Here is a 24,613-nt window from a genome sequence, read left to right as displayed (position 1 = left end):
AGGGATTCAGATGTTCGAGGAAGAAAACGCGCAGTGGGGCCTGGTCCATGCCCTGGTGCTGGACGGTAAAGGCGGTGCGCGTTCGATTGCCCGGACTGAACTCGATGATTTGCAGCTTCAGGCCCACGAAAGCCTGTGGCTGCATTGGGATCGCAGCCACCCGCAAACCCAGACCTGGTTGCGCAAGTCCAGTGGCTTGAGCGAATTCAGTTGCGACTTACTGCTGGAAGAAAATACCCGCCCACGCCTGCTGGCATTGCCCGACAGCGAACTGTTGCTGTTCTTGCGTGGGGTCAACCTCAACCCGGGGGCCGAGCCCGAGGACATGGTGTCGGTGCGCATCTTCGCCTCGGCGCAACGGGTGATTTCCCTGCGTCTGCGGCCCTTGCGCGCCACCGATGAGCTACTGGCGCAACTGGCCGAGGGCAAAGGCCCGAAAACCAGCTCTGAACTGGTCCTTTATATGGCTCAGTACCTCACCAATAAAGTGCAGGACTTGGTCAGCGACCTCTCGGAAGTGGTCGATGAGGAAGAGGAAAAACTGGATACCGACGAGCGGTACACACCCGAGCACGGGGCCATTTTGCAGATCCGCCGCAGAGCGGCGGGGCTCAAGCGCTTCCTGGCGCCACAGCGGGATATTTTCGCCCAGTTGACCCGTATCAAACTGCCCTGGTTCGTCGATGACGATGGCGATTACTGGAACGAATTGAACAACAGCCTGACCCGTTATCTCGAAGAACTGGAATTGACCCGCGAGCGCGTGGGGCTGGTGCTGGAGGCCGAAGACCGGCGTTTGAGCGTGCGCATGAACCGCACGATGTACCGCTTCGGTATCGTGACCGGGATTTTTTTGCCCATGAGTTTTCTCACCGGCCTGCTGGGGATCAACGTCGGCGGAATTCCGTTCTCCGACAGCCCATATGGCTTCCTCCTGGCGTGCCTGATGATGGTTTCGGTGGCGCTGGGGCAATGGTGGTTGTTCCGCCGATTGCGATGGGTATGACGGCGCGCCGTGTGACCCGAAGAATTTTGATCGCGTCTTTCACTGACATCTCGAGAGGTGCGTATGCACGATCCGTTTGAACAGTCCCTACGTGACATGCTTAACGCCACGCCGTCGAGCCGCGACGACGACGCCTGCTTGGGTCGCGTACTGAAAACCGCCAACCGCCAGGTCGGTGCCGGTGATCTCTTCAGCCTCCTGGGCCGCTGGTTGCCGGCGCTGATGATCGCGCTCAATAACGGCTCGGCCCACGTCTCGCCGGTTTCCCGCCGCAAATCTACCGCTCGTACTGCTGATAAGGCTGATTGAATATGGAACTTGATCTCTGGACCCAGAGCCTCGTCACGGCAATGACCGCGTTGTGGACCAAGGTGGCGAACTTCATTCCCAACCTGTTCGGGGCGCTGGTCGTTCTGTTGCTGGGCTTTGTCGTGGCCAAGCTGCTTGACACCCTGCTGTCCAAGTTGCTGGCCAAGCTGGGCCTCGACCGGCTGATGGGCGGCACCGGCTTGACCAAGTTGCTGTCGCGCGCGGGCCTGCAAGTGCCGATCTCCACACTGATTGGCAAGATCGTCTACTGGTTCGTCCTGCTGATTTTTCTGGTTTCTGCCGCAGAGTCCCTTGGCCTTCAGCGAGTTTCAGCTACGCTCGACATGCTTGCGCTGTATTTACCGAAGGTTTTCGGCGCTGCGCTGGTGTTGTTGGTTGGGGTGTTGTTGGCGCAATTGGTCAACGGGTTGGTGCGCGGGGCGGCAGAAGGCGTGGGTCTGGACTACGCTGCCGGGCTTGGTCGCATTGCTCAGGGGCTGGTCATTATCATCAGCATTTCTGTTGCAATCAGCCAGTTGGAGGTCAAGACCGACCTGCTTAACCATGTGATCGTGATCGTTTTGATAACCGTTGGTCTGGCAGTTGCCTTGGCCATGGGATTGGGAAGCCGGGAAATCGCCGGTCAGATTCTTGCAGGAATCTATGTGCGTGAGCTGTATCAGGTTGGGCAACAAGTGCGTGTAGGCGAGGTCGAAGGCCAGATCGAGGAAATCGGCACGGTGAAAACCACCGTGCTGACCGACGAGGGCGAGCTAGTCTCCCTCTCCAATCGGATCCTGCTGGAGCAGCATGTGAGTAGCCGCTAACCCGGCAAACCCTGCTACTGTATGCCGCCGCAAAAGCCCGCGAAACGCCGGCTGCGGCGGACATTGACCTGACTGTCGGCCCGACTCGTTTTGAATAAAGCCCAATCGCTATCCACGCGCTACGATCCCCGCGAGCTCTCTGATGAGGAGTTGGTTGCGCGCTCGCACACGGAGCTGTTTCACATAACACGCGCCTATGAAGAATTGATGCGGCGTTATCAGCGGACCCTGTTTAACGTTTGTGCGCGTTATTTAGGGAACGATCGTGACGCCGATGATGTCTGTCAGGAGGTGATGTTGAAGGTGTTGTACGGGTTGAAGAACTTCGAGGGGAAATCGAAGTTCAAGACATGGCTCTATAGCATCACGTACAACGAATGCATCACGCAGTATCGAAAGGAACGGCGAAAGCGTCGCTTGATGGACGCCTTGAGCCTGGACCCCCTCGAAGAGGCGTCTGAAGAAAAGACACCAAAGCCCGAGGACAAGGCCGGACTCGACCGCTGGCTAGTGCACGTGAACCCGATTGACCGCGAAATCCTGGTGCTACGATTTGTCGCAGAACTGGAATTTCAGGAGATCGCAGACATAATGCACATGGGTTTGAGTGCTACAAAAATGCGTTACAAGCGTGCTCTAGATAAATTACGTGAGAAATTTGCAGGCGTCGCTGAAACTTAGTTCGATGCAAATATCTCTTACGTCCAGGCAAGTCTGTTAGACTGGCCGCCGAGTTGTCCCCCGGTTTGCGGGACTGCTTTACAATCACCAGATGGGGATTTAACGGATGAAACTGAAAAACACCTTGGGCTTGGCCATTGGTTCTCTTATTGCCGCTACTTCGTTCGGCGCGCTGGCACAAGGCCAAGGCGCAGTTGAAATCGAAGGTTTCGCCAAGAAAGAGTATTACGACAGCGCTCGTAACTTCAAAAACGACGGCAACCTGTTCGGTGGCTCGGTTGGTTACTTCCTGACCGACGACGTAGAGCTGCGTCTGGCCTACGACGAAGTGCACAACGTACGTGCCGACAACGGCCGTAACATCAAGGGCTCCAATACCGCACTGGACGCTCTGTACCACTTCAACAACCCGGGCGACATGATCCGTCCGTACGTTTCGGCTGGTTTCTCCGATCAAAGCATCGGTCAGAACCAATCCGGTCGTAACGGTTCCACCTTCGCCAACCTGGGCGGCGGTGCCAAGCTTTACTTCACCGAAAACTTCTACGCCCGTGCTGGTGTTGAAGCTCAGTACAACATCGACCAAGGCGACACCGAGTGGGCGCCAAGCGTCGGTATCGGTGTGAACTTCGGTGGCGGCTCCAAGCCTGCTGCTGCTCCAGTTCCAGCTCCGGCTGAAGTCTGCTCCGACAGCGACAACGATGGCGTGTGCGACAACGTCGACAAGTGCCCAGACACCCCAGCCAACGTAACTGTTGACGCTGATGGCTGCCCAGCAGTTGCTGAAGTTGTACGTGTTGAGCTGGACGTGAAATTCGACTTCGACAAGTCGGTCGTCAAGACCAACAGCTACGGCGACATCAAAAACCTCGCTGACTTCATGAAGCAGTACCCACAAACCACCACTACTGTTGAAGGTCACACTGACTCCGTCGGTCCTGACGCTTACAACCAGAAGCTGTCCGAGCGTCGCGCTAGCGCCGTTAAACAGGTTCTGACCAACCAGTACGGTGTTGAATCGTCCCGCGTTCAGTCTGTTGGCTACGGCGAATCCCGCCCAGTTGCTGACAACGCCACTGACGCTGGTCGCGCTGTTAACCGTCGCGTAGAAGCTGCGGTAGAAGCTCAAGCTAAGTAATTAGCTGGCAGCTCTGAAAAGCCCGGCCTTGGCCGGGCTTTTCTTTGTCTGCGATTTGATGAACGCCTGCTGTTTTCATGGCTCCTAGCGTGCCACGTTGCCATCAGTCAGGCAGCCGGACGCTTCAGTTTAAAGCGGTGGCCGGCTTCCTGCGTGGATGTCAGGGCACTCCTACGCTCGCCGTTAGTGTGCTGGCGAGCAGGCGTTTGATTTCCGGTACGCATGAGCCGCACTGAGTGCCGCAGCCCAGTTCCTGTTGCAGGCCTTGTAGGTTGAGGCCACGGCCGATGCCAGTGCACACGGCTTGTTGGCTGACGTTCTTACAGTTGCACAAAACCTTGTGCGCTCCGGCGTCGCTGGCTTCGGCGCCGGGCGCGGCACTCAGGGGGGCCAGCAGCCAGCGCTGCAGCGCTGCATCGACCCGGCCTTCCAGCCACAGCCCTTGTAACCAGTGGCTTGCCCGGATTTCGCCGGCCAGGCGAACGGCGGTGATGCGGCCCTGCTCGATGCGTACCCGTTTACCGATGGCCCGTTGCGGGTCGTCATAAGCCATGACCGGCCCCTGATGGAGCTCAAGCTGACGGTCAATGGCTGCCAGCAGTTGCGGATCGGCTGGGCAGGCGTTGGCGCCGCGCAGCACCAGGGCCGGGCGTTCGCGGCCGGTGAGGCTGAGGCTGAGGTAATCCAGGCCCCCGCAGAGCGGGCGCAGCGTTTCAAAATGCCGCTGCACATCGCCCTCTATCAGCACAAACAGCTCCCAAGGCAGCACCGCCGGGCTGATGCGCACACCTGTGTGCTTGAGTTCCGGTTGCTTGGACAAGGGGTCGAACGCTGAAGGGGTGAGGGTGTTGATACCGCCCTTGAGGAAGCGATCGCCCCAGTGCATGGGCAGGAATGCCTGCCCCGGGCGTACGGCAGTGTCCTCGTGTACTGCAACGATCAGCTCGCCGTGGCGGCTGTTCAGCCGCGCCAAGTTGCCGCTTTGCAGGCCCTGGCGGCGCAGTTCGTCGGGATGCAGGCTCAGCAGCGCTTCGCTGACATGACCGAACAACTGCGCCGCGGTGCCGGTGCGGCTCATGCCGTGCCATTGGTCGCGTAGGCGGCCGGTGAGCAGAGTCAACGGGTAATCGCGGTCAGGCTGCTCCAACGCGGCGACGAACGGTTCGCTGATAAACCGCGCCCGAGCATTGGCGGTAGGAAAGCGGCCATCGCCATACAAGCGAGGTGTACCACTCACGGCGCCTTCAGGGAACGGCCACTGCTGCGGGCCGATGCGCTCCAGCAGGTCGTGGCTCAGGCCACTGAGGTCGAGGTCGCGGTGGCGGGTCAGGCCTTTGAATTCATCGAACAAGTGGCTGGCCTGGGTGAAGTCGAACAGGCTTGGCAACCCGGGGCGTAGGTATTTCTCCAGGCGCCGGGCGAAATCGACGGTGATGGCCCAGTCTGCGCGTGCTTCGCCGGGGGCGGCAATGGCTTGGCGCACCAGGGAGACGCGCCTCTCGGAGTTGGTCACCGTGCCTTCCTTTTCGCCCCAGGTGGCGGCGGGCAGCAGTAGGTCAGCGTAGGGCACGGTTTCCGTGGTGCGGAAGGCCTCCTGCAGGACCACGAACGGGCAGGCCTGCAACGCCTCGCGCACGGCATTTTGGTCGGGCAGCGATTGCGCCGGGTTGGTGCAGGCGATCCACAGCGCCTTGATCTTGCCGCTGCGCACCTGCTCGAACAATTCGATGGCGGTCAACCCTGGGGTGTCGGGTAAATGGCTGACGCCCCAGTAATCGGCGACTTCGGCGCGGTGCTGGGCATTGGCGGCGTCACGGTGGCCGGGCAGCAGGTTGGACAGGCTGCCGGTTTCCCGCCCGCCCATGGCGTTGGGTTGGCCGGTCAGGGAAAACGGCCCGGCGCCGGGGCGGCCAATTTGCCCGGTGGCTAGGTGCAGGTTGATGAGCGCGCTGTTTTTCGCGCTGCCGGCGGTGGACTGGTTCAGGCCCATGCACCACAGCGACAGGAAGCTCGGCGCCGTGCCGATCCACTGCGCGCATTGGTGCAGTTGCGCGACGCTGATTCCACACAGTTGGGCCGTCAGCGCCGGGGTGTAATCGTGTACCAGGGTTTTCAGCGCCGCCAGGCCTTCGGTGTGGGCGTCGATAAAGGCCTGGTCGGCCCAGCCTTCCCACAGCAGCAGGTGCAGCAGGCCATGGAACAGCGCCACGTCGCTGCCCGGTAGGATGGCCAGGTGCAGGTCGGCGAGGTCGCAGGTGTCGGTGCGGCGCGGGTCAATGACGATGACTTTCATTTGCGGGCGCAGGCGTTTGGCTTGCTCGAGGCGACGAAAGAGCACCGGGTGGGCGTAGGCCATGTTGCTGCCCGCGATCAGCACGCAGTCGCTGCATTCCAGGTCTTCGTAGCTGCACGGCGGGGCGTCGGCGCCCAGGCTGCGCTTGTAGCCGACCACGGCCGAGGACATGCACAGGCGTGAATTGCTGTCGATGTTGTGGGTGCCGACCAGGGCGCGGGCCAGTTTGTTGAAGGCGTAGTAGTCCTCGGTCAGCAGTTGCCCCGACAGGTAAAAGGCCACGCTGTCGGGGCCGTGTTCGGCGAGGGTGGCGGCGAATACCTGAGCGGCGTGGTCTAGGGCGGTGCCCCAGTCGGTGCGGGCGCGGGCCAGGCCTTTGCCCAGGCGTAGTTCGGGGTAGAGGGCGCGGGCGGCGAGGTCGCCGGTCAGGTGCAGGCTTGCCCCCTTGCTGCACAGCTTGCCGAAGTTGGCCGGGTGCGCCGGGTCGCCGCGCACCCCCAGCACTTGGCCGTGGTCATGTTCGATCAACACGCCGCAGCCCACGCCGCAGTAGCAACAGGTCGACGCGGTGGTGTGCAGGCTCATCAGCGGGCGTCCTGGGCGGTGGCGCCGAACATCAGCCGATCGCGGATCGCCGCGATGTTGTGCCGCTCGCTGATCTGCTGCCGGTACCAGGCACCATCGCGGGTATCGCCGTACAGGCAGGCGCCGACCAGCACGTCATCTTTTATCACCAGTTTTTTGTAGATGCCGCCGATGGGGTCGCGCAGGGTGATGCTGTGGGTGCCGGGTGCGCCGAGAAAGTCCCCGGAGGAGAACAAGTCGATGCCGGTGACTTTCAGCTTGGCCGCGGTGACGGAGCCGGGGTAGCGGGCGAACCCCAGCCGGGCCAGGTGATTGGCGCAGACCCGGGCCTGCTCGAACAGCGGCGCCACTAGGCCGTAGGCGACGCCGCGATGGCTGGCGCATTCGCCGATGGCGTAGATGCGCGGGTCGAAGGTTTGCAGGGTGTCGCTGACCAGAATCCCGCGCGCACACGGCAGGCCGCAGTCCAGCGCCAGTTGGATGTTGGGGCGGATGCCGGCGGCCATCACCACCAGGTCGGCGGGCGCTTGTTCGCCGTTGGCAAATTGCACCGCGCCGACCCGCGTCGGCTCTTGCCGGGACGGGAGCAAGGCTTGGGTCTGTTCTGCCAGGCGAAAGCGCAGGCCGCGCTGTTCCAGGGCCTGTTGCAGGAGTTCGGCGCTGGTGCGGTCCAGTTGCCGCTCCAGTAACCACTGGCCGATGTGCACCACGGTCACCTGCATGCCGCGCAGTTTCAGGCCATTGGCCGCCTCCAGGCCCAGCAAGCCGCCGCCGATGACCACGGCATGGGTGTGGCTGCGGGCGGTGGCGATCATGGCCTGGGTGTCGGCGATGTCGCGGTAGCCGATCACGCCGCGCAGGTCATTGCCCGGCAGCGCGGGCATAAAGGGCGAAGAGCCGGTCGCGATCAGCAAACGGTCGTACTCGGCTTCGGTGCCGTCGTCGGCGATGACCCGGCGCCGCACGCGGTCGATGCGCACCACGGTGCGGTTGAGCAGCAAGCGGATGCGGTGTTCTTGATACCAGCCCAAGTCGTTGAGCACGATGTCGTCGAAGGTCTGCTCGCCGGCCAGCACCGGCGACAGCAGGATGCGGTTGTAGTTGGGATGGGGTTCGGCGCCGAACACGGTGATGTCGTACAGCCCGGCGTCGAGCTTGAGCAGTTCCTCCAGGGTGCGGACCCCGGCCATGCCGTTGCCGATCATCACCAACTTGAGTTTGTTCATGGTGTTCTCCGAAGGGGGCGCGACACATCCGGGCCTGCCCAAAGATGAAGGTGGTTCTTTGTAGAAAGCGGGCTTGCCCGCGCTGGAGTGCGTAGCGCTGCCAACAGCGCTTAGGCGCTGCTGCGCAACCCAGTGCGGGCCAACCCGCGTGTTACCTAAGCAGCATGGCCAGCAGCGCCAGGTTGATGAGCACCGCCACCAGCGCCACGCTGCGCCACACCTTCAGCGGCTCGCGCTCCAGCAGGGGCCGGGGGCGCACGTTAAGGCTGTGGCGTTCGCCCTGCTCTAGTAGCAACAGCCACTGCTCAGCGGTTTCGAAGCGCCGCGCCGGGTCGGCGCTCACCGCCCGGGCCAGGCACTGCTCGAGCCAGTCGGGTAGGTCCGGGCGGTAGCGGTTGGCGCTGACCGAGGCGCCGAAGCGCGGGCGTTGAAAAGCTTCGATTTCGCCATAGGGGAAGTGCCCGGTGAGCAGGTGATAGAGGGTTACGCCCACCGCGTAGAGATCATGTTGCGCAGTGGGGCTTTCGCCGTCGAAGGCCTGGGGGGCGATGTAGCTGGGGGTGCCGGGCAGGGCGTGGGGCTCGTCCCGCGACAGCCCCGGGCAATAGGCCAGCCCAAAGTCCAGCAGGCGCAGCTCGCCGTCGTCCCCCAGCAGCAGGTTTTGCGGCTTGATATCGCGATGCAGGATTTGCCGGCGGTGCAACAGCCCGACCGCCCGCAGCAGGCGTTCGGCGAGGTCGCGCCATTGCGCCAGGGGCAGGGGACCATGGTCGGCCAAGAGCTGGGCCAGGGTGACGCCCGGGTAATGGCGCATCACGTAATACAGGTGTTGGCGCGTGGTGGCGGCATGCACCTCGGGGAAGTGCCGCCCGGCCACTCGGCGCAGGAACCATTCCTCGGCCAACAGGTTCTGCCCGGCCTGTGGATCGTCGTGCAAGTGGGCGGGCAGGGTCTTGAGCAGCCAGGGTTGCTGTTGCCCGTCGAGCACCCGGTACAGCAGCGATTGCCGGCTCTGGCCGAAACGCTCCTGCACCTGCCAGCCCTCGAAGCACTGGCCGGGTTTGAGGGCGGGCGGCAAGGGCCATTGCTGCTGGTGCAGCAGGGCATCGCCGAGGCTGGCTTCGCCGCGCTGTTCGATACGCACCAGCAAGGCGCTGGCGTTGTCCTGGCTGCCGGCCAGGTGTGCGGCGCTGACCAGGGTGCGGACGGCGCTGTCGGGGTCGGGCTGGTCGCGCAGGATCGCGGCGATGGTTTGATCGCCCAGGGTCGCCCAGATGCCGTCGCTGAGCAGCACGAAGCTTTCGCCGTCGCGCAGTTCGCCGTCGAGAAAGTCCAGCACCAGGTGCTGGTCCAGGCCTAGGGCGCGCTTGAGCACATGCTGCATGCCCGGTTGGTCCCAGACGTGATCTTCGGTGAGGCGTTGCAGGACATCGGCGTGCCAGCGATACACCCGGCAATCGCCGACATGGGCCAGGGTGAAACGCTGGCCGCGCAGCACCAGGGCGCTGAGGGTGGTGAGCAACGGCTGGCCGCCGCCATTGGCGCGCAACCAGCGGTTTTGCGCCAGCAACAAGCGCTCCAGGGCCTGGGCTACCGCCCAGGTGGGCGGCGTGGCGTAGTAGTCCAAGGCCAGGGCCTGCAAGGTCGATTGCGCCGCGAGCGCACCGTCGGCGCATTGGCTGACGCCATCGGCCAGGGCCACCAGGTAACCCTTGGTCGCGGCGAGCGCCGGTGCCGGGGTGACCACGCGCAAGGCGTCCTGGTTGTGCGCCCGCGGGCCGGTGGCACTGGCCTGGGCGAAGCTCAGTTGCAGGCTCATGGGCGCCTCAGACCCGCGCCGCCGTCACGGCCGCCGAGCCCCAGGTGGTTCTCCAGCGGCGCTTGACCCCGTGCAGGCCGAACCACGCCAGCACGCCGAGGCTGGCGAACAGCCACAGGGCCAGTTGATAGCTGCCGCTGCTTTGCTTGATCGCGCCCATGCCCGCGGCGAGGGCGAAGCCGCCGATGCCACCGGCCATGCCGATCAGCCCGGTCATGACGCCGATCTCCCGGGCAAAGCGCTGGGGCACCAGTTGGAACACCGCGCCATTACCCGCACCGAGGCCGAGCATGGTGCACACAAACAGGGCCAGGGCCGCATAGGAACTGGGCAGGTTGAACCCCACGGCCGCCATGCACACCGCCGCCACGCTGTACATGCCCAGCAGGGTGCGGATGCCGCCAAAGCGGTCGGCCAGGGCACCGCCCAGGGGCCGCATCAGGCTGCCGCCGAACACGCATGCGGCGGTGTAGTAGCCGGCGGTCACTGGGTTGAGGCCGTACTGGTCGTTGAAGTAGCCGGGCAGGGCGCTGGCCAACCCAATGAAGCCGCCAAAGGTCACGCTGTAGAAAAACATGAACCACCAAGTGTCGCGGTCGCCCAGGGCCTTGAGGTAGTCGGCCAGGGATTTGGCCTTGGGCCGGTGCGGGGCGTTTTTCGCGGCCCAGGCGAACACGATCAGGGTCAGGGCCAGCGGGATCAGGGCAAAGCCGAACACATTGCTCCAGCCGTAGGCCGCCGCTAGCACCGGGGCGATCAGCGCCGCCAGCACGGTGCCCGAGTTGCCTGCCCCGGCGATGCCCATGGCCTTGCCCTGGTGCTGTGGCGGATACCACTGGGACGCCAGCGGCAAGGCCACCGCGAACGACGCCCCGGCCATGCCCAGGAACAGGCCCAGTAGCAGCGCTTGTTCGTAGCTGTGGATGCCCAGGTTCCAGGCGCCGAACAGGGCGCAGATAACGATCACCTGGCCGATGATGCCGGCCGTCTTGGGCGACAGGCGATCGGCCAGCAGGCCCATGGCGAAGCGCAATACGGCGCCGGCAAGGATGGGCGTGGCCACCACCAGGCCCCGTTGTTGAGTGGTCAGTTGCAGGTCGGTGGCGATTTGCACTGCCAACGGGCCCAGCAGGTACCAGACCATGAAACTCAAGTCGAAGTAGAGAAACGCCGCGAACAGGGTCGGGGTGTGGCCGGATTTCCAGAAGCTTGAATTCATCGTGCACCTCAGGGGTCAAGAGTCTTGGAGGGAGTCATCGAGATGCGCCGGTTGTCGGCCGCACCACCGGCCCCGTGCAGTGGGGCCAGAACGAAAAAACGCCGCAACCCCGGTGGCTTTGGCCGTGGAGGGTGCGACGTCTTTGTCGTAGGTGGGGCAACCGCCGTTGGTTACCTGTGTGTTGGCTTAAGCCAGATTTGTGCCAACTTGCGCGTCAGCTGAGCATGTCGCTCATGGCGATGATCTGTTCGGCCACCTGAATCAACTTTTGCTGGCGGCTCATGGCCTGGCGGCGCATCAGGGTGTAAGCCTCGTCTTCCTTGCAGTCCTTCATTTTCATCAGCAAGCCCTTGGCCAGTTCGATGCGCTTGCGTTCGGCCAGTTGCTGGTCGCGGGCATGGAGTTGGGCGCGCAGGGCCTGGTCGCTCTCAAAGCGCGCCATGGCGACGTCGAGGATCGGTTGCAGGCGCGTAGCCAGGATGCCTTCGACGATGTAGGCGCTGACCCCGGCCTTGATGGCCTGGCGCATCACCGCCGGGTCGTGTTCGTCGGTGAACATCACGATGGGCCGGGGCTGGTCGCGGCTGACCAGCACCACTTGCTCCATCACGTCGCGGCTGGGGGATTGGGTGTCGATCAGCACCACATCGGGGCGCACGCTTTCGACGCGGGCGGGCAGGTCGATGGTCAGGCCCGATTCGTCGAGCACCTCGAAACCGGCTTCCACCAGCGCCGCTTTCAGGCGCCCGACTTTGTTCGCGGTGTCGTTGATAAGCAGGATGCGCAACATGCTCTGGGTTCCTGTCAGCGGCGGGCGAGAAGGGCGGGGCTGTCGCTCAGGGCGTGCAGCTTGAAGCCGCGGGCGTAGCCGGCCGGGTCGCTGCCGTTCCAGGTGATGCCGTCGATCAATTGGCTGCTGCGCATGTCCCCTTGCGTGGCGTCGATGCTCAGTGCCTGCGCGGCTTGGCGGTACAGCGCCAGTTGCTGGACCTGGGTGGCCACGGCCAGGTAATCCGGGTCGTCGCGCAGCAGGCCCCAGCGGCGGAATTGGGTCATGAACCACATGCCGTCGGACAGGTACGGCAGGTTGACCGCGCCGGCCCCGTGAAAACGCACGGCGTGGGGGTCTTGCCAACTGTTGCCCAGGCCATCGGTGTACTCGCCCGACAGGCGCGGGGCGATGCATTCCAGCGGCGCGTCGAGGTATTGCGGGGCGCTGAGCAACTGCGCGGTGCTGCGGCGGTTTTGCGGGCTCTGTTCGATAAAGCGGCTGGCTTCGAGGATCGCCATCACCAGGGCCCGGGCGGTATTGGGGTACTGCTCGACAAAGGCGCGGGTGCAGCCCAGGACTTTTTCCGGGTGGTCGGGCCAGATGCTCTGCGAGGTGGCCAGGGTAAAGCCCAAGCCTTGGCGTACCGCGCTGGCGCTCCAGGGCTCGCCCACGCAGAAGCCGTCGATGCGCCCGGCCTGCAGGTGGGCGACCATTTGCGGCGGCGGCACCACCACGCTTTTGACGTCGTGCAGCGGGTCGATGCCCTGGCTCGCGAGCCAGTAATACAGCCACATGGCGTGGGTGCCGGTGGGGAAGGTCTGGGCGAAGGTCAGCTTTGCGCGGCTTTGGTGCACGCGCCGGTGCAGCGCCTCAGGACCGGTCACGCCAGCGCCTTGCAGACCGTGGGAGAGGTTGATGCTCTGACCGTTCTGGTTCAGGCCCATCAGCACCGCCATGTCGTTGGCCGCCACGCCGCCGATGCCCAGGTGCACGGCGTAGATCAGGCCGTAGAGGCTGTGGGCGGCGTCCAGTTCGCCGCTGACCAGGTTGTCCCGCAGGTTGGCCCAGGAGGCTTGGCGCTTGAGGTTTAGGCTCAAGCCGTAAGGTTGGGCGAAGCCCTGGGTGGCGGCGACCACCACTGAGGCGCAATCGCTCAGGGCCATGAACCCTAGGTTGACTGTGGTTTTTTCCGGCGCGTCACTGCCGTTGACCCAGGCCAGCGGCCCGGGGAGGAAGTCATTCATGGGTAAGCTCCAATACAGGGCCTGGGTGCATAAAAAAGCGCCACTGAGATAAAACCGGTCAGCCAAGGCTTTGAAACCTGTGGGAGCGAGCCTGCTCGCGACTCGGACCGGCGCGGGTATTTGCGTGGGCAAAAAAACCTGGCGCGACCCTGTTGCTGCTTTTGGCCCCAGTGTCGATGGCGTGAACGGTGCAAGGCATATGCCATGCCCGGATGATTTCGCCCCATGCCTCGCGTGCGAGGGGCTAGCCCGGCTATAATCGCCGCCTCTTTTTGCCGCCCGTCGAGTCCATCGCGCCCATGTACACCCTGGCCCGTCAGCTGTTGTTCAAACTTTCCCCGGAAACCTCCCACGATCTGTCCCTGGACCTGATCGGCGCGGGCGGGCGTTTGGGCCTCAACGGCTTGCTGTGCAAGGCCCCGGCGAAGATGCCGGTGACCGTCATGGGGCTGGACTTCCCCAACCCGGTAGGCCTGGCCGCAGGCCTGGACAAGAACGGCGCGGCCATCGACGGCTTTTCCCAACTGGGTTTTGGCTTTGTCGAAATCGGCACCATCACCCCGCGCCCGCAACCGGGCAACCCCAAGCCGCGGATCTTCCGCCTGCCCGAAGCCGAGGCGATCATCAACCGCATGGGCTTTAACAACCTGGGCGTGGATCACCTGCTGGCCCGCGTGGCGGCGGCCAAGTACCGAGGCATCCTGGGTATCAATATCGGCAAGAACTTCGACACCCCGGTCGAGCGCGCGGTGGACGACTACCTGATTTGCTTGAACAAGGTCTACGCCCACGCCAGCTACGTGACGGTCAACGTCAGCTCGCCCAACACCCCGGGCCTGCGCAGCCTGCAATTTGGTGACTCCCTCAAGCAACTGCTCCAGGCCCTGCGCCAGCGCAAGGATGAACTGGCCCAGATGCACGGCAAGCAGGTGCCGTTGGCGATCAAGATCGCCCCGGACATGAGCGACGAGGAAACCATCGAAGTCGCCCGGGCGTTGATCGAAACCGGCATGGATGCGGTGATCGCCACCAACACCACCCTGAGCCGCGTTGGCGTCGAAGGCATGGAGTTCGGTGACGAGGCTGGCGGCCTCTCCGGCGCCCCGGTGCGCGACAAGAGCACCCACACCGTCAAGGTGCTGGCCGCGGAGCTGGCCGGGCGCTTGCCGATCATTGCCGTGGGCGGCATCACCGAAGGCAAGCACGCGGCTGAGAAAATCGCCGCCGGCGCGAGCCTGGTGCAGCTGTATTCGGGCTTCATCTATAAGGGGCCGGCGCTGATTCGCCAATCGGTGGATGCCATCGCCGCATTGCCCAAGGCCTGAACCCTGGCGCGCGGGCAATAAAAAGGGCTCCTTGAAGGAGCCCCTGGGCCGTAGCCCGCCGTCCGGATGGGACGTGCATGGTAAGGCGGTACGTCGTCAGATTGTGGTGTCGGAATAAGTGCCCTGTGTTAGCCGACGGCGTGAAGTTCGTTGAGTCTATGGATGCCCGCAGTGCCAGTCATACCGTCCCAGTTGTCGCCGCGTCCCTCCCGCCAGCCGTTGATCCAGGCTTGGCGCACCGACGGTAGAGTAAAGGGGCAAAGCTCACGGGATTTACCACCAACGCCATATTGATATCCGCGCAAAAATGCTCTTTCCAACGGATCACGCTTAAGTCTTCTCATAGGGTGTTTCCCTCACTTGTTGACTGTAGGTGTAGCGTTGACCTCGTTTGAGGTCGGGCAGAGGGCTTCTGCCGTAGGCGGCTCGCGACGGGCGGCGAGCCAGGGTGTTGACGTCATTGCGGCGTCAACCTGTAGGGAGTTCTAACCAATGAGTCACATGCTGGGAATGATCGTTTTGTCATAAGCACGTCACAATATTGATGTTATGGCCATAAGTAGCGCAGGGCGTTTGGCTCGCCCCTCGGGCAAACCCCGCTATGATGAGGCTTACGCTGGATGATGAGGATCATTCTCCGATGCGAATGTCCCACCGTTTTGGTGCGGCAATATTCGACGAAGGGTCCGGATGTGACATCTTGTTGCACACATTTTTTATCTGCCCGGGCATTCAAGCTCTTTTAACCGTCTGGTTAGTCGAGCCGCCGGGGTGGGACGGCACAGTTTCGTGCCACGCGAGCGCTTCTTGAGAAAAGCGCTTGATTGAAAACCGAGCCGGCAATGCGTTGCCCGCTTACTTATTGCCAAAGGCCCTGGAATACCCATGTCGGATCGTTACGAACTCTTCCTCACCTGCCCCAAAGGCCTCGAAGGCCTGCTGATCGAGGAAGCCGTCGGGCTTGGCCTTGAAGACGCACGCGAGCACACCTCCGCCGTGCGGGGCATGGCCGACATGGAAACGGCTTATCGCCTGTGCCTGTGGTCGCGCCTGGCCAACCGGGTACTGCTGGTGCTCAAGCGCTTCCCGATGAAGGACGCCGAAGACCTCTACCACGGCGTGCTGGACATCGAGTGGCAAGACCACATGCTCAGCGACGGCACCCTGGCGGTGGAGTTCAGCGGCCATGGTTCGGGCATCGACAACACTCACTTCGGCGCCTTGAAGGTCAAGGACGCCATTGTCGACAAACTGCGTACCCCCACGGGCGAGCGGCCGTCCATCGACAAGCTCAACCCGGACCTGCGCATTCACCTGCGCCTGGACCGCGGCGAAGCGATCCTCTCCCTCGACCTGTCCGGCCACAGCCTGCACCAGCGCGGTTATCGCCTGCAGCAGGGCGCCGCGCCGCTCAAGGAAAACCTCGCTGCCGCGATCCTGATCCGTGCGGGCTGGCCGCGCATTGCCGCCGAGGGCGGCGCCCTGGCCGACCCGATGTGCGGTGTCGGCACCTTCCTGGTGGAAGCGGCGATGATCGCTGCCGATATGGCGCCCAACCTGCGCCGCGAGCAGTGGGGCTTTACCGCGTGGCTGGGGCATGTGCCGGCGCTGTGGAAAAAACTCCACGAAGAAGCCAGTGCCCGCGCGGCGGCCGGCCTGGCCAAGCCGCCGCTGTGGATTCGCGGCTACGAGGCCGACCCACGGCTGATCCAACCGGGGCGCAACAACGTTGAACGCGCCGGTTTGAGCGAGTGGATCAAGATTTACCAGGGCGAAGTGGCCACCTTCGAGCCGCGCCCGGACCAGAACCAGAAAGGTCTGGTGATCTGCAACCCGCCCTACGGTGAGCGCCTGGGCGACGAGGCGAGCTTGCTCTACCTCTACCAGAACCTCGGCGAGCGGCTGCGCCAGGCCTGCCTGAACTGGGAAGCGGCGGTGTTCACCGGCGCCCCGGACCTGGGCAAGCGCATGGGCATCCGCAGCCACAAACAGTACTCGTTCTGGAACGGCGCGCTGCCGTGCAAGCTGCTGCTGATAAAAGTGCTGCCCGACCAGTTCGTTACCGGCGAGCGCCGCACCCCCGAGCAACGCCAGGCCGAGCGCGAGCGAGCGGCCTACGATCAGGCCCCGGCCGAGCCGCAGGAGCGCCAGTACAACAAGAACGGCAACCCGATCAAACCCGCACCAGCCCCGGCGCCGGTGGTTGAGCAGGCGCGCCTGAGCGAGGGCGGGCAGATGTTCGCCAATCGCCTGCAGAAAAACCTCAAGCAACTGAGCAAGTGGGTCAAGCGCGAGGGTATCGACTGCTACCGCATCTACGACGCCGACATGCCCGAATACTCCATGGCCATCGACCTGTACCACGACTGGGTCCACGTCCAGGAGTACGTCGCGCCCAAGTCCATCGACCCGCAAAAAGCTTCGGCACGCATGTTCGATGCCCTGGCCGCGATTCCCCAGGCGCTGAACATCGACAAGAGCCGCGTGGTGGTCAAACGCCGCGAGCGCCAGAGCGGCACCAAGCAGTACGAGCGCCAGAGCGCCCAGGGCCAGTTCACCGAGGTGATGGAAGGGGGCGTCAAGTTGCTCGTCAACCTTACTGACTACCTCGACACCGGGCTGTTCCTCGACCACCGGCCCATGCGCCTGCGCATCCAGAAAGAAGCCGCGGGCAAGCGCTTCCTCAACCTCTACTGCTACACCGCCACCGCCAGCGTGCACGCAGCCAAGGGCGGCGCGCGCAGCACTACCAGCGTTGACCTGTCCAAGACCTACCTGGACTGGGCGCGGCGTAACCTGTCGCTCAACGGTTTCTCCGACAAGAACCGCTTGGAGCAGGGCGATGTGATGGTGTGGCTGGAGGCCTGCCGCGATGAGTTCGACCTGATCTTCATCGACCCGCCGACCTTTTCCAACTCCAAGCGCATGGAAGGCATCTTCGACGTGCAGCGTGACCAGGTGCAGTTGATCGACCTGGCCATGGCACGCCTGGCGCCGGGCGGGGTGTTGTACTTCTCCAACAACTTCCGCAAGTTCGAGCTCGAAGACAACCTCACCCAGCGTTATGCCGTCGAGGAAATCACCGCGCAAACCCTCGACCCGGACTTTGCCCGTAACGGCAAGATCCACCGCGCCTGGAAAATCACTGCCCGTTGACCGCTGATTGGATCCATAGAGCCTTGTTTTTTAAAGGCTCTTGGTTCTTTTGGTGCTGGTCAAATTGATGGCAAATAGCTATAACTTCATCAAAGCCCCTGTGACGCCCCAACTCGCTGGCGTTGGAAGTTCTGCTTATGTCGTTGCATGGCCCCCAACCGAAAATACTCGGTTTCATTCGTGAAGACGCTTCGGCCCGCTGGGTCGCCGCCTTGGCCTTGTTTATAGGCCTGGTGCTGACCGGGCTGCTGGCCTGGGCCACCCTCAACCTTTATCAAACCCAGTCGCGCCAGCGTTTCCAATTGCTGGTGGGCGAGCGGTTCAGCCGCATCCAGGAACGCTTCGAGGACCAGGAGCAACGCCTGGACAGCCTGCGGCGGTTTTTCATCAACTCCGACTCGGTTACCCGCGAAGAATTCGACGGCTACGCCGGACCCTTATTGCGCCGTACCCAGGCTTATTCCTGGGCGCCACGGATCCGCGCCGCCGAACGCGAGTTGTTCGAGCGGGCGGTGCAGGACCAGGGCCTGAAGGGTTTTGGCATCCGCGAGATCGACGCCCAGCGGCAACTGCAACCGGCCGCCGAGCGCGCCGAATACGTGCCGGTATTGTTCAGCCAAACCCAAAGCGTACTCGGCTCGCCTCTGGGCTTTGACTTGTTGTCCCAACCGCTGCGCCGTTCGGCCATGGAGCGGGCGCGCACTCTGGGCACCCAAGCGGTTTCCCAACCGATGCAGTTGGTCGGCGTCGAGCCGGCCTACGCCCGCGGTGTGCTGCTGGTGGCGCCGGTCAGCACCCGCACGGGCGGCGAGCCCTACGGCTTTGTGATGGCGGTGATTAGCATGCGCCAACTGGTGGCCGATGGTTTTCCCGAAGCCAGCTACGACAACCTGGCGGTGCGCATCCGCGATTTGTCGGTGGAGCCGGAACAGAGCCTGCTCTACACCAGCGACCTGCAACCGCCGGCCAGTGCATTGGTGGCCACCCGGGTGCTGCACCTGGCGGATCACGATTACCAAGTGCAGATCCACCCCAGCGCCGTGTTCCTCAAGGCCAACCATGCTTCGCTTATCAGCCTGGTGGTGCTCGGCGGTTTGTTGAGCCTGTTACTCAGCGTCCTGCTGTACGTGCTGGTCAACCGGCGCCAGTGCGCGTTACGCCTGGTAGAACAACGCACCCGTGAGCTGCGGGTGCGCGAGCAGGAACTGAGCGGTGCCCACAGCCAGTTGCGCAGCGTGCTCAATGCCGCGACCCAGGTGGCGATCATCGCCACCGACCTGCGCGGCATCATGACCACCTTCAACGCCGGCGCCGAGCGCATGCTCGGCTATCAAAGCAGCGACGTGCTGGGGCGCAAGACCCTGGAGAGCCTGCATGTGCGGGCCGAACTGTCGGCGCGGGCGCAGGTGTTGAGCCAGCGCTACGGCAAGCCGATCCCGCTGCACCAGGCGATGCTGGTGGAGGGCGGTGAGGCGGGCGGCCATGAGGCGGTGGAATGGACCTTGCTGCGCCATGATGGCAGCCCGCTGTCGGTGGACATGCTAGCCGGCCCCGTGCTCGACGAGCAGGGGCTGTGGGTCGGCCATGTGGCCATTTGCATTGACGTGACCGAACGCAAGCGTGTCCACGAAGCCCTGGCGGCCCAGGATCGCTTGCTGAAAAAACTCAGCGCCCATGTGCCCGGCGGCATCTACCAATTCATGATGGCGCCGGACGGCAAGTTCAGCGTGATCTACGCCAGTGACGGCATCCGCGACATCTACGAGCTTGATCCCGAGCAGTTACACGCTAACGCCGAGGCGATTTTCCAACGTATCTACGGCCCCGATGTGGAACGCATCCGCACGTCGGTGCGGTTTTCGGCGCACACCCTGCAACCCTGGCGCGAAGAGTACCGCGTGCAACTGCCTGAACGCGGCTTGCGCTGGGTGCGCGGCGAGGCCACGCCTGAAGAGTTACCGGGCGGCGGGGTGCTGTGGCACGGCTACATCTCGGATATTTCCGACCTCAAACGCGTCGAGGAAGAGCTGCGGGCGTTATCGGTGACCGACTCCCTGACCGGCATCTACAACCGGCGCTACTTCCAGGAACGGCTGAAAACCGAAATGGCCCGTGTGGAGCGGGGCATGGGCGCGCTGGCGGTCATCATGCTCGACATCGACCACTTCAAACGGGTCAACGACGTGCACGGCCACGCGGTGGGCGATGGGGTGCTGCAAGCGTTGTGTCAGCGCATCGGCCAGCGCCTGCGCCGCACCGATGTGTTCTGTCGCCTGGGTGGGGAAGAGTTCATGGTGCTGTGCCCCGATACCAGCGGCCCGCAGGCCTACGCCTTGGCACTGGAGCTGTGGCAGGGCCTGCGCAGTGCGCCGATTGGTGAGGTGGGGATTGTCACGGCCAGTTTCGGCATCGCCAGTTGGCGCCAGGGCGAAGGCGCCGACGCGCTGTTGCTGCGCGCTGACTCCGGGGTCTACGCCGCCAAACAGGCCGGGCGCGACCGGGTTGAACAAGAACTCCCCTGACGACTCACTGCCCTGGTGCAGCAAGCGGGCTCGCCCGCGCTAGGATGCGCGGCGCTCCTCCAGCAGTGCCGCGCCCCACCGATTTTTACGGCCGCTTATAGGGCGGAGGCGGTGGCGGCGAGTTTGGGTTGGCGGTACAGGTCCAACAGGACCTGGTCCAGCACCGAGGCCGCGCCCCAGGGTTTCGGGTCGTTGAGAATCGCCACCACGGCCCAGGTATTGCCGTTGTTATCGCGGCTGTAACCGGCGATGGCACGCACGGTGTTCAGGGTGCCGGTCTTGATGTGGGCTTCGCCGCTGACGGCGGTGCGTTTGAGGCGCTTGCGCATGGTGCCGTCCATGCCGGCAATTGGCATCGAACTGACGAACTCCGCCGAGTACGGGCTCCTCCATGCCGCTTGCAGCAAGGTCGCCATTTCCCGTGCACTGACACGCTCGGCCCGCGATAACCCCGAGCCGTTCTCCATCACCAGGTGCGGCGCGGTGATGCCTTTTTTCGCCAGCCACTGGCGCACCACACGTTGGGCGGCCTTGGCGTCGTCGCCGTCGGCCTCGTTGCGGTAGCGCGCGCCCAGGCTCAGGAACAACTGCTGGGCCATGGTGTTGTTGCTGTATTTGTTGATGTCGCGGATCACTTCGGCCAGGTCCGGGGAGAACGCCCGGGCCAGCACCTTGGCGTCCTTGGGCACTGCGCCGAGGCGGTCCTTGCCCTGGATGCTGCCGCCCAGTTCCTGCCAGATCGCGCGCACGGCGCCAGCGGTGTAGGTGGCGTGGTCGAGCAACGACAGGTAGGTCTGGGAGCTGCAACCATCGCTCAACTGGCCGTTGACCGTGACGGTCACCGTGCCGTTGGCCTGGGTGACCGGGTTGTAACGCACCTCGCCCGAGCATTGCTTGGTGTTGACAGCCTTGACCTGGTTGTCGACGCGGATACTGGCAATTGGCGGCTCGACCGAAACCAGCACCTTGCCGCCATCGTTGCGGGCCACGAAGCGCAGGGCCTTGAGGTTGACCAACAGGGAGTCGGGCTTGACCAGGAACGGTTTGTTCTCGTCGTTGCCGTCATCGTTGAACTGCGGCAATTGCGGCGGCACGAAGAAATTGCGGTCCAGCACCAGGTCGCCGGTGACTTGCTGCACGCCATTGGCCCGCAGGTCGCGCATCAGCAGCCAGAGTTTTTCCATGTTCAGCTTGGGGTCGCCGCCGCCCTTGAGGTACAGGTTGCCGTGCAGGATGCCGCCGCTCAGGGTGCCGTCGGTGTAGAACTCGGTTTTCCACTGGTAGTTGGGCCCGAGCATTTCCAGGGCCGCGTAGGTGGTCACCAGTTTCATGGTGGAGGCTGGGTTGACCGAGACATCGGCGTTGTACACGGTCGGCGTGCCCGGGCCGTTGAGCGGGATCATTACCAGCGACAGGGCGTTGTCCTGCAGTTTGCTGGTTTTGAGGGCTTGTTGAACCTTGGGTGACAGGCTGGTGTTGACGGGGGCTGCATGGGCGAGCGCCAGGGGCAGGAGGAAACTGGCAAGCAACAATGGACGAAAAGACTTAATCATCGGAAATAAAACCCTACAGCCGAGGGGAAAAAATAACGAGGGCGTGTAGACAAAATCCCTCAGTGGTTACGAAAGTGCCGGCATTATGCCCCAAGGTATAGCGCGTTGTGCCCTACGCGGCAGGGTCGCGGCGCTCTTTTTTTACCGATGGTCGGGCGCGGTCCCGAGAGAGGCGGGCAATCGTGGCCTTAAGCTGCTAAAGTGCCGCCCGTTATTACTTATGAGGATTGTTCCAATGGCGACTAACCGTTCCCAGCGTCTGCGCAAAAAACTGTGCGTTGATGAATTTCAAGAGCTGGGTTTCGAGCTGAACCTGGATTTCAAGGAAGATTTGGCCGAAGAGGCTATTGACGCTTTCCTCGATGCATTCCTCAAAGAAGCCATGGAAGCCAACGGCCTGGGCTATGTAGGCGGCGACGACTACGGTCTGGTGTGCCTGCAGAAGCGTGGTTCGGTCAGCGAAGAGCAACGCGCTGCCGTCGAAGCCTGGCTCAAGGCGCGCACCGAGCTCAACAGCGCTGAAGTCAGCCCGCTGCTGGACGTCTGGTACCCGGAAAAGCCGATCAACCCGGTAGCCTGATGTTCAAGAAAAACGGCGACCCCAGGGTCGCCGTTTTTTTATGGGTTGCAGAAAGTGTTCAGGCCTTGCGCCCATTGAGAATCACCAGCGTCAACACCCCCGCGACAATCCCCCAGAACGCCGAACCGACGGAAAACAGCGTCAACCCCGACGCGGTGACCATAAAGGTAATCAGCGCCGCTTCCCGCTCCTTGGTTTCGCTCATGGCGATGCTTAAGCCATTGATGATGGAGCCGAACAGCGCCAGCGCAGCAATCGACAGCACCAGCTCCTTGGGCAGCGCGGCGAAGAGCGCGGCCAGCGTTGCCCCGAACACCCCGGCAATGCCGTAGAACACGCCGCACCAGACCGCCGCCGTGTAGCGCTTGTTGTGGTCTTCATGGGCGTGGGGCCCGGTGCAGATCGCTGCGCTGATGGCCGCCAGGTTGATCCCGTGGGAGCCGAAAGGTGCCAACAGCAAGGACGCGACGCCGGTGGCGGTAATCAGCGGCGAGGCCGGGACGTTGTAGCCGTCGGCCCGCAGCACCGCGACGCCGGGCATGTTCTGTGAGGTCATGGCCACCACGAACAGCGGAATGCCGATGCTGATGGTTGCGGCCAGGGAGAAGTGCGGCGTGGTCCACACCGGCGTCGCCAATTCCAGCTGAAAACCGCTGAAGTCCAACAGCCCCATGAACCCCGACAGCGCGGTGCCGACCAGCAGCGCCGCCAGCACCGCGTACCGCGGCGACAAGCGCTTGACCACCAGGTAGGTGAAGAACATCCCCAGCACCAGGGCCGTGCGGTGTTGGGCGGCGACGAAAATCTCGCTGCCGATCTTGAACAGGATGCCCGCCAGCAAGGCCGCGGCCAGGGACGCCGGAATGCGCTTGACCAGGCGCTCGAAGCTGCCGGTCAGGCCGCAGATTGTTACCAGCACCGCACAGGTGATGTAGGCGCCGATGGCTTCGCCGTAACTCACCCCGCCCAGGCTGGTAATCAACAGCGCCGCGCCGGGGGTGGACCAGGCGATGGTGATGGGCGTGCGGTAACGCAGCGACAGGCCGATGGAGCACACGGCCATGCCGATGGAAATCGCCCAGATCCACGAGGAAATTTGCCCGCTGGTCAGGCCCGCCGCTTGGCCGGCCTGGAACATCAGCACCAGGGAACTGGTGTAGCCGGTCATCATCGCGATAAACCCGGCGACGATGGCCGAGGGGGAAGTGTCCGCCAGGGGGCGCAGCTTGGTGTGGGTGGCGTCAGTCATGGCGCGGTGTCCTTGTGCCGGGGAAAAAGTGCAGCGGGAAGGACGCAAGCCTAAACGTAAACGCCGATGGCTATTGCGATACAGCCGGGTTCGCAAACGACCGTACAGTCGTGTTGCCACTATCGGTTGTGTACAATGTGCGCTGTTTTTCAGCCGATACTTGCCAGCGACCCACCGTGGCGTATTACAGTCAACGTCCTTGCCCCCGCCGTTCTCCCGATCCGAGTGCCCATGAACGAACAGTTGCAGCCCCTCAAGAAACAACCGCGCGCAGGCAAAGCCGGGCGCAGCGGAACCCAGGACGACATCGTCTATGCGCATATCTTCGAGGCCATCCTCGAACAACGCCTGGCGCCCGGGACTAAGTTGAGCGAAGAGGCGCTGGGGGAGATTTTCGGGGTCAGCCGCACCATCATCCGTCGCGCCCTGTCGCGCCTGGCCCATGAAGGGGTGGTGCTGCTGCGGCCCAACCGTGGCGCGGTAGTGGCCAGCCCCAGTGTGGAAGAGGCGCGCCAGGTGTTCTTCGCCCGGCGCCTGGTGGAGCGGGCCATCACCGAGCTGGCGGTGCAGCACGCCACGGCCGAGGAACTGGCCGAGTTGCGCCAGATGGTCAACGACGAGCGTGACAGTTTCTCGCGGGGCGACCGGGGCGCGGGTATTCGCCTGTCGGGGGAGTTCCACCTGAAACTGGCCGAGGCGGCCAAGAACACGCCGCTTATCAGCTTCCAGCGCAGCCTGGTGTCGCAGACCTCGCTCATCATCGCCCAGTACGAAAGCGGCAACCGCTCGCACTGCTCCTATGACGAGCACACCCAATTGATTGACGCCATCGAGGCCCGGGACGAAACGCTGGCGGTGAGCCTGATGATGCATCACATGGATCACATCGACAGCAAGCTCAACCTCGACGAAGAAAGCGCCTCGGATGACCTGCATGCGGTGTTCTCGCACTTGCTGCAAACCAAGAAACCGGGGCGGCCGAGCGCCAAGCTGTAGATAGACCCAGGTGCGGCCATCGCGAGCAGGCTCGCTCCCACAGAGTTCGGTGAATTCCTTGTGGGGGTGATAGCTATCTCCCTGGCCACAAAAAAATCCCCCGCCACTCAGCG

Annotated in this window: 18 protein-coding genes and 1 pseudogene; 10 read left to right on the top strand and 9 right to left on the bottom strand. The window is 63.4% G+C overall.

The window, feature by feature from the left end; genetic code table 11:
* The first annotated feature begins 10 nt into the window (after positions 1-10).
* The 5 genes from cmaX (at position 11) to AC19YR_RS05655 (ending at position 3,961) form a co-directional block, all read left to right on the top strand.
* Entirely contained in the window at positions 11-1,006 is a 996-nt protein-coding gene (gene cmaX / locus AC19YR_RS05675; protein WP_500597508.1) for a divalent cation transporter CmaX, read from the top strand.
* Between the two features lie 63 nt (positions 1,007-1,069).
* Positions 1,070-1,315, top strand: coding sequence for a CrfX protein (locus tag AC19YR_RS05670; RefSeq protein ID WP_095107573.1), 246 nt, complete (start codon positions 1,070-1,072; stop codon positions 1,313-1,315).
* A 2-nt stretch (positions 1,316-1,317) separates the two neighbouring features.
* Entirely contained in the window at positions 1,318-2,142 is an 825-nt protein-coding gene (locus tag AC19YR_RS05665; protein ID WP_095107574.1) for a mechanosensitive ion channel family protein, read from the top strand.
* 90 nt (positions 2,143-2,232) lie between these two features.
* Positions 2,233-2,823 carry an RNA polymerase sigma factor SigX gene (gene sigX / locus AC19YR_RS05660; protein ID WP_095107575.1) on the top strand — a complete coding sequence of 197 codons (591 nt, stop codon included), beginning with the start codon at positions 2,233-2,235 and terminating at the stop codon, positions 2,821-2,823.
* 106 nt (positions 2,824-2,929) lie between these two features.
* Complete coding sequence (locus AC19YR_RS05655) at positions 2,930-3,961, top strand: OmpA family protein (protein ID WP_095107576.1); 1,032 nt, start codon at positions 2,930-2,932, stop codon at positions 3,959-3,961.
* A 160-nt stretch (positions 3,962-4,121) separates the two neighbouring features.
* Here AC19YR_RS05655 and AC19YR_RS05650 read toward each other — a convergent pair whose 3' ends face one another.
* From AC19YR_RS05650 to AC19YR_RS05625, 6 genes and pseudogenes are all read right to left on the bottom strand, one after another.
* A complete protein-coding gene (locus tag AC19YR_RS05650; protein WP_500597507.1) occupies positions 4,122-6,839 on the bottom strand; it encodes a nitrate reductase in 2,718 nt (905 codons plus the stop codon).
* Positions 6,840-6,853: 14 nt separating this feature from the next.
* Positions 6,854-8,065: pseudogene (locus AC19YR_RS05645) on the bottom strand (NAD(P)/FAD-dependent oxidoreductase); the annotation flags it as partial.
* Positions 8,066-8,216: 151 nt separating this feature from the next.
* A complete protein-coding gene (locus AC19YR_RS05640; protein ID WP_500597506.1) occupies positions 8,217-9,884 on the bottom strand; it encodes a bifunctional protein-serine/threonine kinase/phosphatase in 1,668 nt (555 codons plus the stop codon).
* A 7-nt stretch (positions 9,885-9,891) separates the two neighbouring features.
* The gene (locus AC19YR_RS05635) at positions 9,892-11,103 is read right to left on the bottom strand and encodes a nitrate/nitrite transporter (protein ID WP_500597505.1); all 1,212 of its coding nucleotides are present in this window, start codon (positions 11,101-11,103) and stop codon (positions 9,892-9,894) included.
* A gap of 214 nt (positions 11,104-11,317) precedes the next feature.
* Entirely contained in the window at positions 11,318-11,893 is a 576-nt protein-coding gene (locus tag AC19YR_RS05630) for an ANTAR domain-containing response regulator (RefSeq protein WP_095107581.1), read from the bottom strand.
* Between the two features lie 14 nt (positions 11,894-11,907).
* Positions 11,908-13,119: a CmpA/NrtA family ABC transporter substrate-binding protein gene (locus AC19YR_RS05625; protein ID WP_500597504.1), complete on the bottom strand. Its 1,212-nt coding sequence runs from the start codon at positions 13,117-13,119 to the stop codon at positions 11,908-11,910.
* A 299-nt stretch (positions 13,120-13,418) separates the two neighbouring features.
* Here AC19YR_RS05625 and AC19YR_RS05620 point away from each other — a divergent pair, with 299 nt between their 5' ends.
* Positions 13,419-14,444 carry a quinone-dependent dihydroorotate dehydrogenase gene (locus AC19YR_RS05620; RefSeq protein ID WP_095107583.1) on the top strand — a complete coding sequence of 342 codons (1,026 nt, stop codon included), beginning with the start codon at positions 13,419-13,421 and terminating at the stop codon, positions 14,442-14,444.
* Positions 14,445-14,572: 128 nt separating this feature from the next.
* Here AC19YR_RS05620 and rmf read toward each other — a convergent pair whose 3' ends face one another.
* Positions 14,573-14,788 carry a ribosome modulation factor gene (gene rmf, locus AC19YR_RS05615; RefSeq protein WP_003223300.1) on the bottom strand — a complete coding sequence of 72 codons (216 nt, stop codon included), beginning with the start codon at positions 14,786-14,788 and terminating at the stop codon, positions 14,573-14,575.
* Positions 14,789-15,329: 541 nt separating this feature from the next.
* Between rmf and rlmKL the strand changes: the two genes are divergently transcribed.
* A complete protein-coding gene (rlmKL, locus tag AC19YR_RS05610; RefSeq protein WP_500597503.1) occupies positions 15,330-17,600 on the top strand; it encodes a bifunctional 23S rRNA (guanine(2069)-N(7))-methyltransferase RlmK/23S rRNA (guanine(2445)-N(2))-methyltransferase RlmL in 2,271 nt (756 codons plus the stop codon).
* Positions 17,601-17,737: 137 nt separating this feature from the next.
* Complete coding sequence (locus AC19YR_RS05605; RefSeq protein ID WP_500597502.1) at positions 17,738-20,122, top strand: sensor domain-containing diguanylate cyclase; 2,385 nt, start codon at positions 17,738-17,740, stop codon at positions 20,120-20,122.
* 95 nt (positions 20,123-20,217) lie between these two features.
* On the opposite strand, the gene dacB is transcribed toward AC19YR_RS05605, so the two are convergent.
* Positions 20,218-21,675: a D-alanyl-D-alanine carboxypeptidase/D-alanyl-D-alanine endopeptidase gene (dacB, locus tag AC19YR_RS05600; protein ID WP_095107586.1), complete on the bottom strand. Its 1,458-nt coding sequence runs from the start codon at positions 21,673-21,675 to the stop codon at positions 20,218-20,220.
* Between the two features lie 235 nt (positions 21,676-21,910).
* Here dacB and AC19YR_RS05595 point away from each other — a divergent pair, with 235 nt between their 5' ends.
* Positions 21,911-22,255, top strand: coding sequence for a YggL family protein (locus tag AC19YR_RS05595; RefSeq protein WP_095107587.1), 345 nt, complete (start codon positions 21,911-21,913; stop codon positions 22,253-22,255).
* Between the two features lie 58 nt (positions 22,256-22,313).
* Here the strand turns inward: AC19YR_RS05595 and AC19YR_RS05590 are convergent, their stop codons facing one another.
* Positions 22,314-23,504, bottom strand: coding sequence for a benzoate/H(+) symporter BenE family transporter (locus tag AC19YR_RS05590; RefSeq protein ID WP_500597501.1), 1,191 nt, complete (start codon positions 23,502-23,504; stop codon positions 22,314-22,316).
* A gap of 231 nt (positions 23,505-23,735) precedes the next feature.
* Between AC19YR_RS05590 and AC19YR_RS05585 the strand changes: the two genes are divergently transcribed.
* A complete protein-coding gene (locus tag AC19YR_RS05585) occupies positions 23,736-24,500 on the top strand; it encodes a GntR family transcriptional regulator (protein ID WP_095107589.1) in 765 nt (254 codons plus the stop codon).
* Positions 24,501-24,613 lie beyond the last annotated feature (113 nt).

The organism is Pseudomonas sp. MF08817 (genome assembly GCF_059862705.1).
Note: the sequence above shows the minus strand (reverse complement) of the source record. Positions and strands in the feature narration are given on the sequence as shown.

What these genes read in the sequence shown, in the direction of transcription:
- AC19YR_RS05595 (WP_095107587.1), top strand. Translation starts at nt 21,911, where the DNA reads ATGGCGACTAACCGTTCCCAGCGTCTGCGCAAAAAACTGTGCGTTGAT.
- rlmKL (WP_500597503.1), top strand. Translation starts at nt 15,330, where the DNA reads ATGTCGGATCGTTACGAACTCTTCCTCACCTGCCCCAAAGGCCTCGAA.
- cmaX (WP_500597508.1), top strand. Translation starts at nt 11, where the DNA reads ATGTTCGAGGAAGAAAACGCGCAGTGGGGCCTGGTCCATGCCCTGGTG.
- AC19YR_RS05640 (WP_500597506.1), bottom strand. Translation starts at nt 9,884, where the DNA reads ATGAGCCTGCAACTGAGCTTCGCCCAGGCCAGTGCCACCGGCCCGCGG.
- AC19YR_RS05585 (WP_095107589.1), top strand. Translation starts at nt 23,736, where the DNA reads ATGAACGAACAGTTGCAGCCCCTCAAGAAACAACCGCGCGCAGGCAAA.
- AC19YR_RS05670 (WP_095107573.1), top strand. Translation starts at nt 1,070, where the DNA reads ATGCACGATCCGTTTGAACAGTCCCTACGTGACATGCTTAACGCCACG.
- AC19YR_RS05665 (WP_095107574.1), top strand. Translation starts at nt 1,318, where the DNA reads ATGGAACTTGATCTCTGGACCCAGAGCCTCGTCACGGCAATGACCGCG.
- AC19YR_RS05620 (WP_095107583.1), top strand. Translation starts at nt 13,419, where the DNA reads ATGTACACCCTGGCCCGTCAGCTGTTGTTCAAACTTTCCCCGGAAACC.
- AC19YR_RS05605 (WP_500597502.1), top strand. Translation starts at nt 17,738, where the DNA reads ATGTCGTTGCATGGCCCCCAACCGAAAATACTCGGTTTCATTCGTGAA.
- dacB (WP_095107586.1), bottom strand. Translation starts at nt 21,675, where the DNA reads ATGATTAAGTCTTTTCGTCCATTGTTGCTTGCCAGTTTCCTCCTGCCC.
- AC19YR_RS05590 (WP_500597501.1), bottom strand. Translation starts at nt 23,504, where the DNA reads ATGACTGACGCCACCCACACCAAGCTGCGCCCCCTGGCGGACACTTCC.
- AC19YR_RS05650 (WP_500597507.1), bottom strand. Translation starts at nt 6,839, where the DNA reads ATGAGCCTGCACACCACCGCGTCGACCTGTTGCTACTGCGGCGTGGGC.
- AC19YR_RS05635 (WP_500597505.1), bottom strand. Translation starts at nt 11,103, where the DNA reads ATGAATTCAAGCTTCTGGAAATCCGGCCACACCCCGACCCTGTTCGCG.
- AC19YR_RS05630 (WP_095107581.1), bottom strand. Translation starts at nt 11,893, where the DNA reads ATGTTGCGCATCCTGCTTATCAACGACACCGCGAACAAAGTCGGGCGC.
- AC19YR_RS05655 (WP_095107576.1), top strand. Translation starts at nt 2,930, where the DNA reads ATGAAACTGAAAAACACCTTGGGCTTGGCCATTGGTTCTCTTATTGCC.
- rmf (WP_003223300.1), bottom strand. Translation starts at nt 14,788, where the DNA reads ATGAGAAGACTTAAGCGTGATCCGTTGGAAAGAGCATTTTTGCGCGGA.
- AC19YR_RS05625 (WP_500597504.1), bottom strand. Translation starts at nt 13,119, where the DNA reads ATGAATGACTTCCTCCCCGGGCCGCTGGCCTGGGTCAACGGCAGTGAC.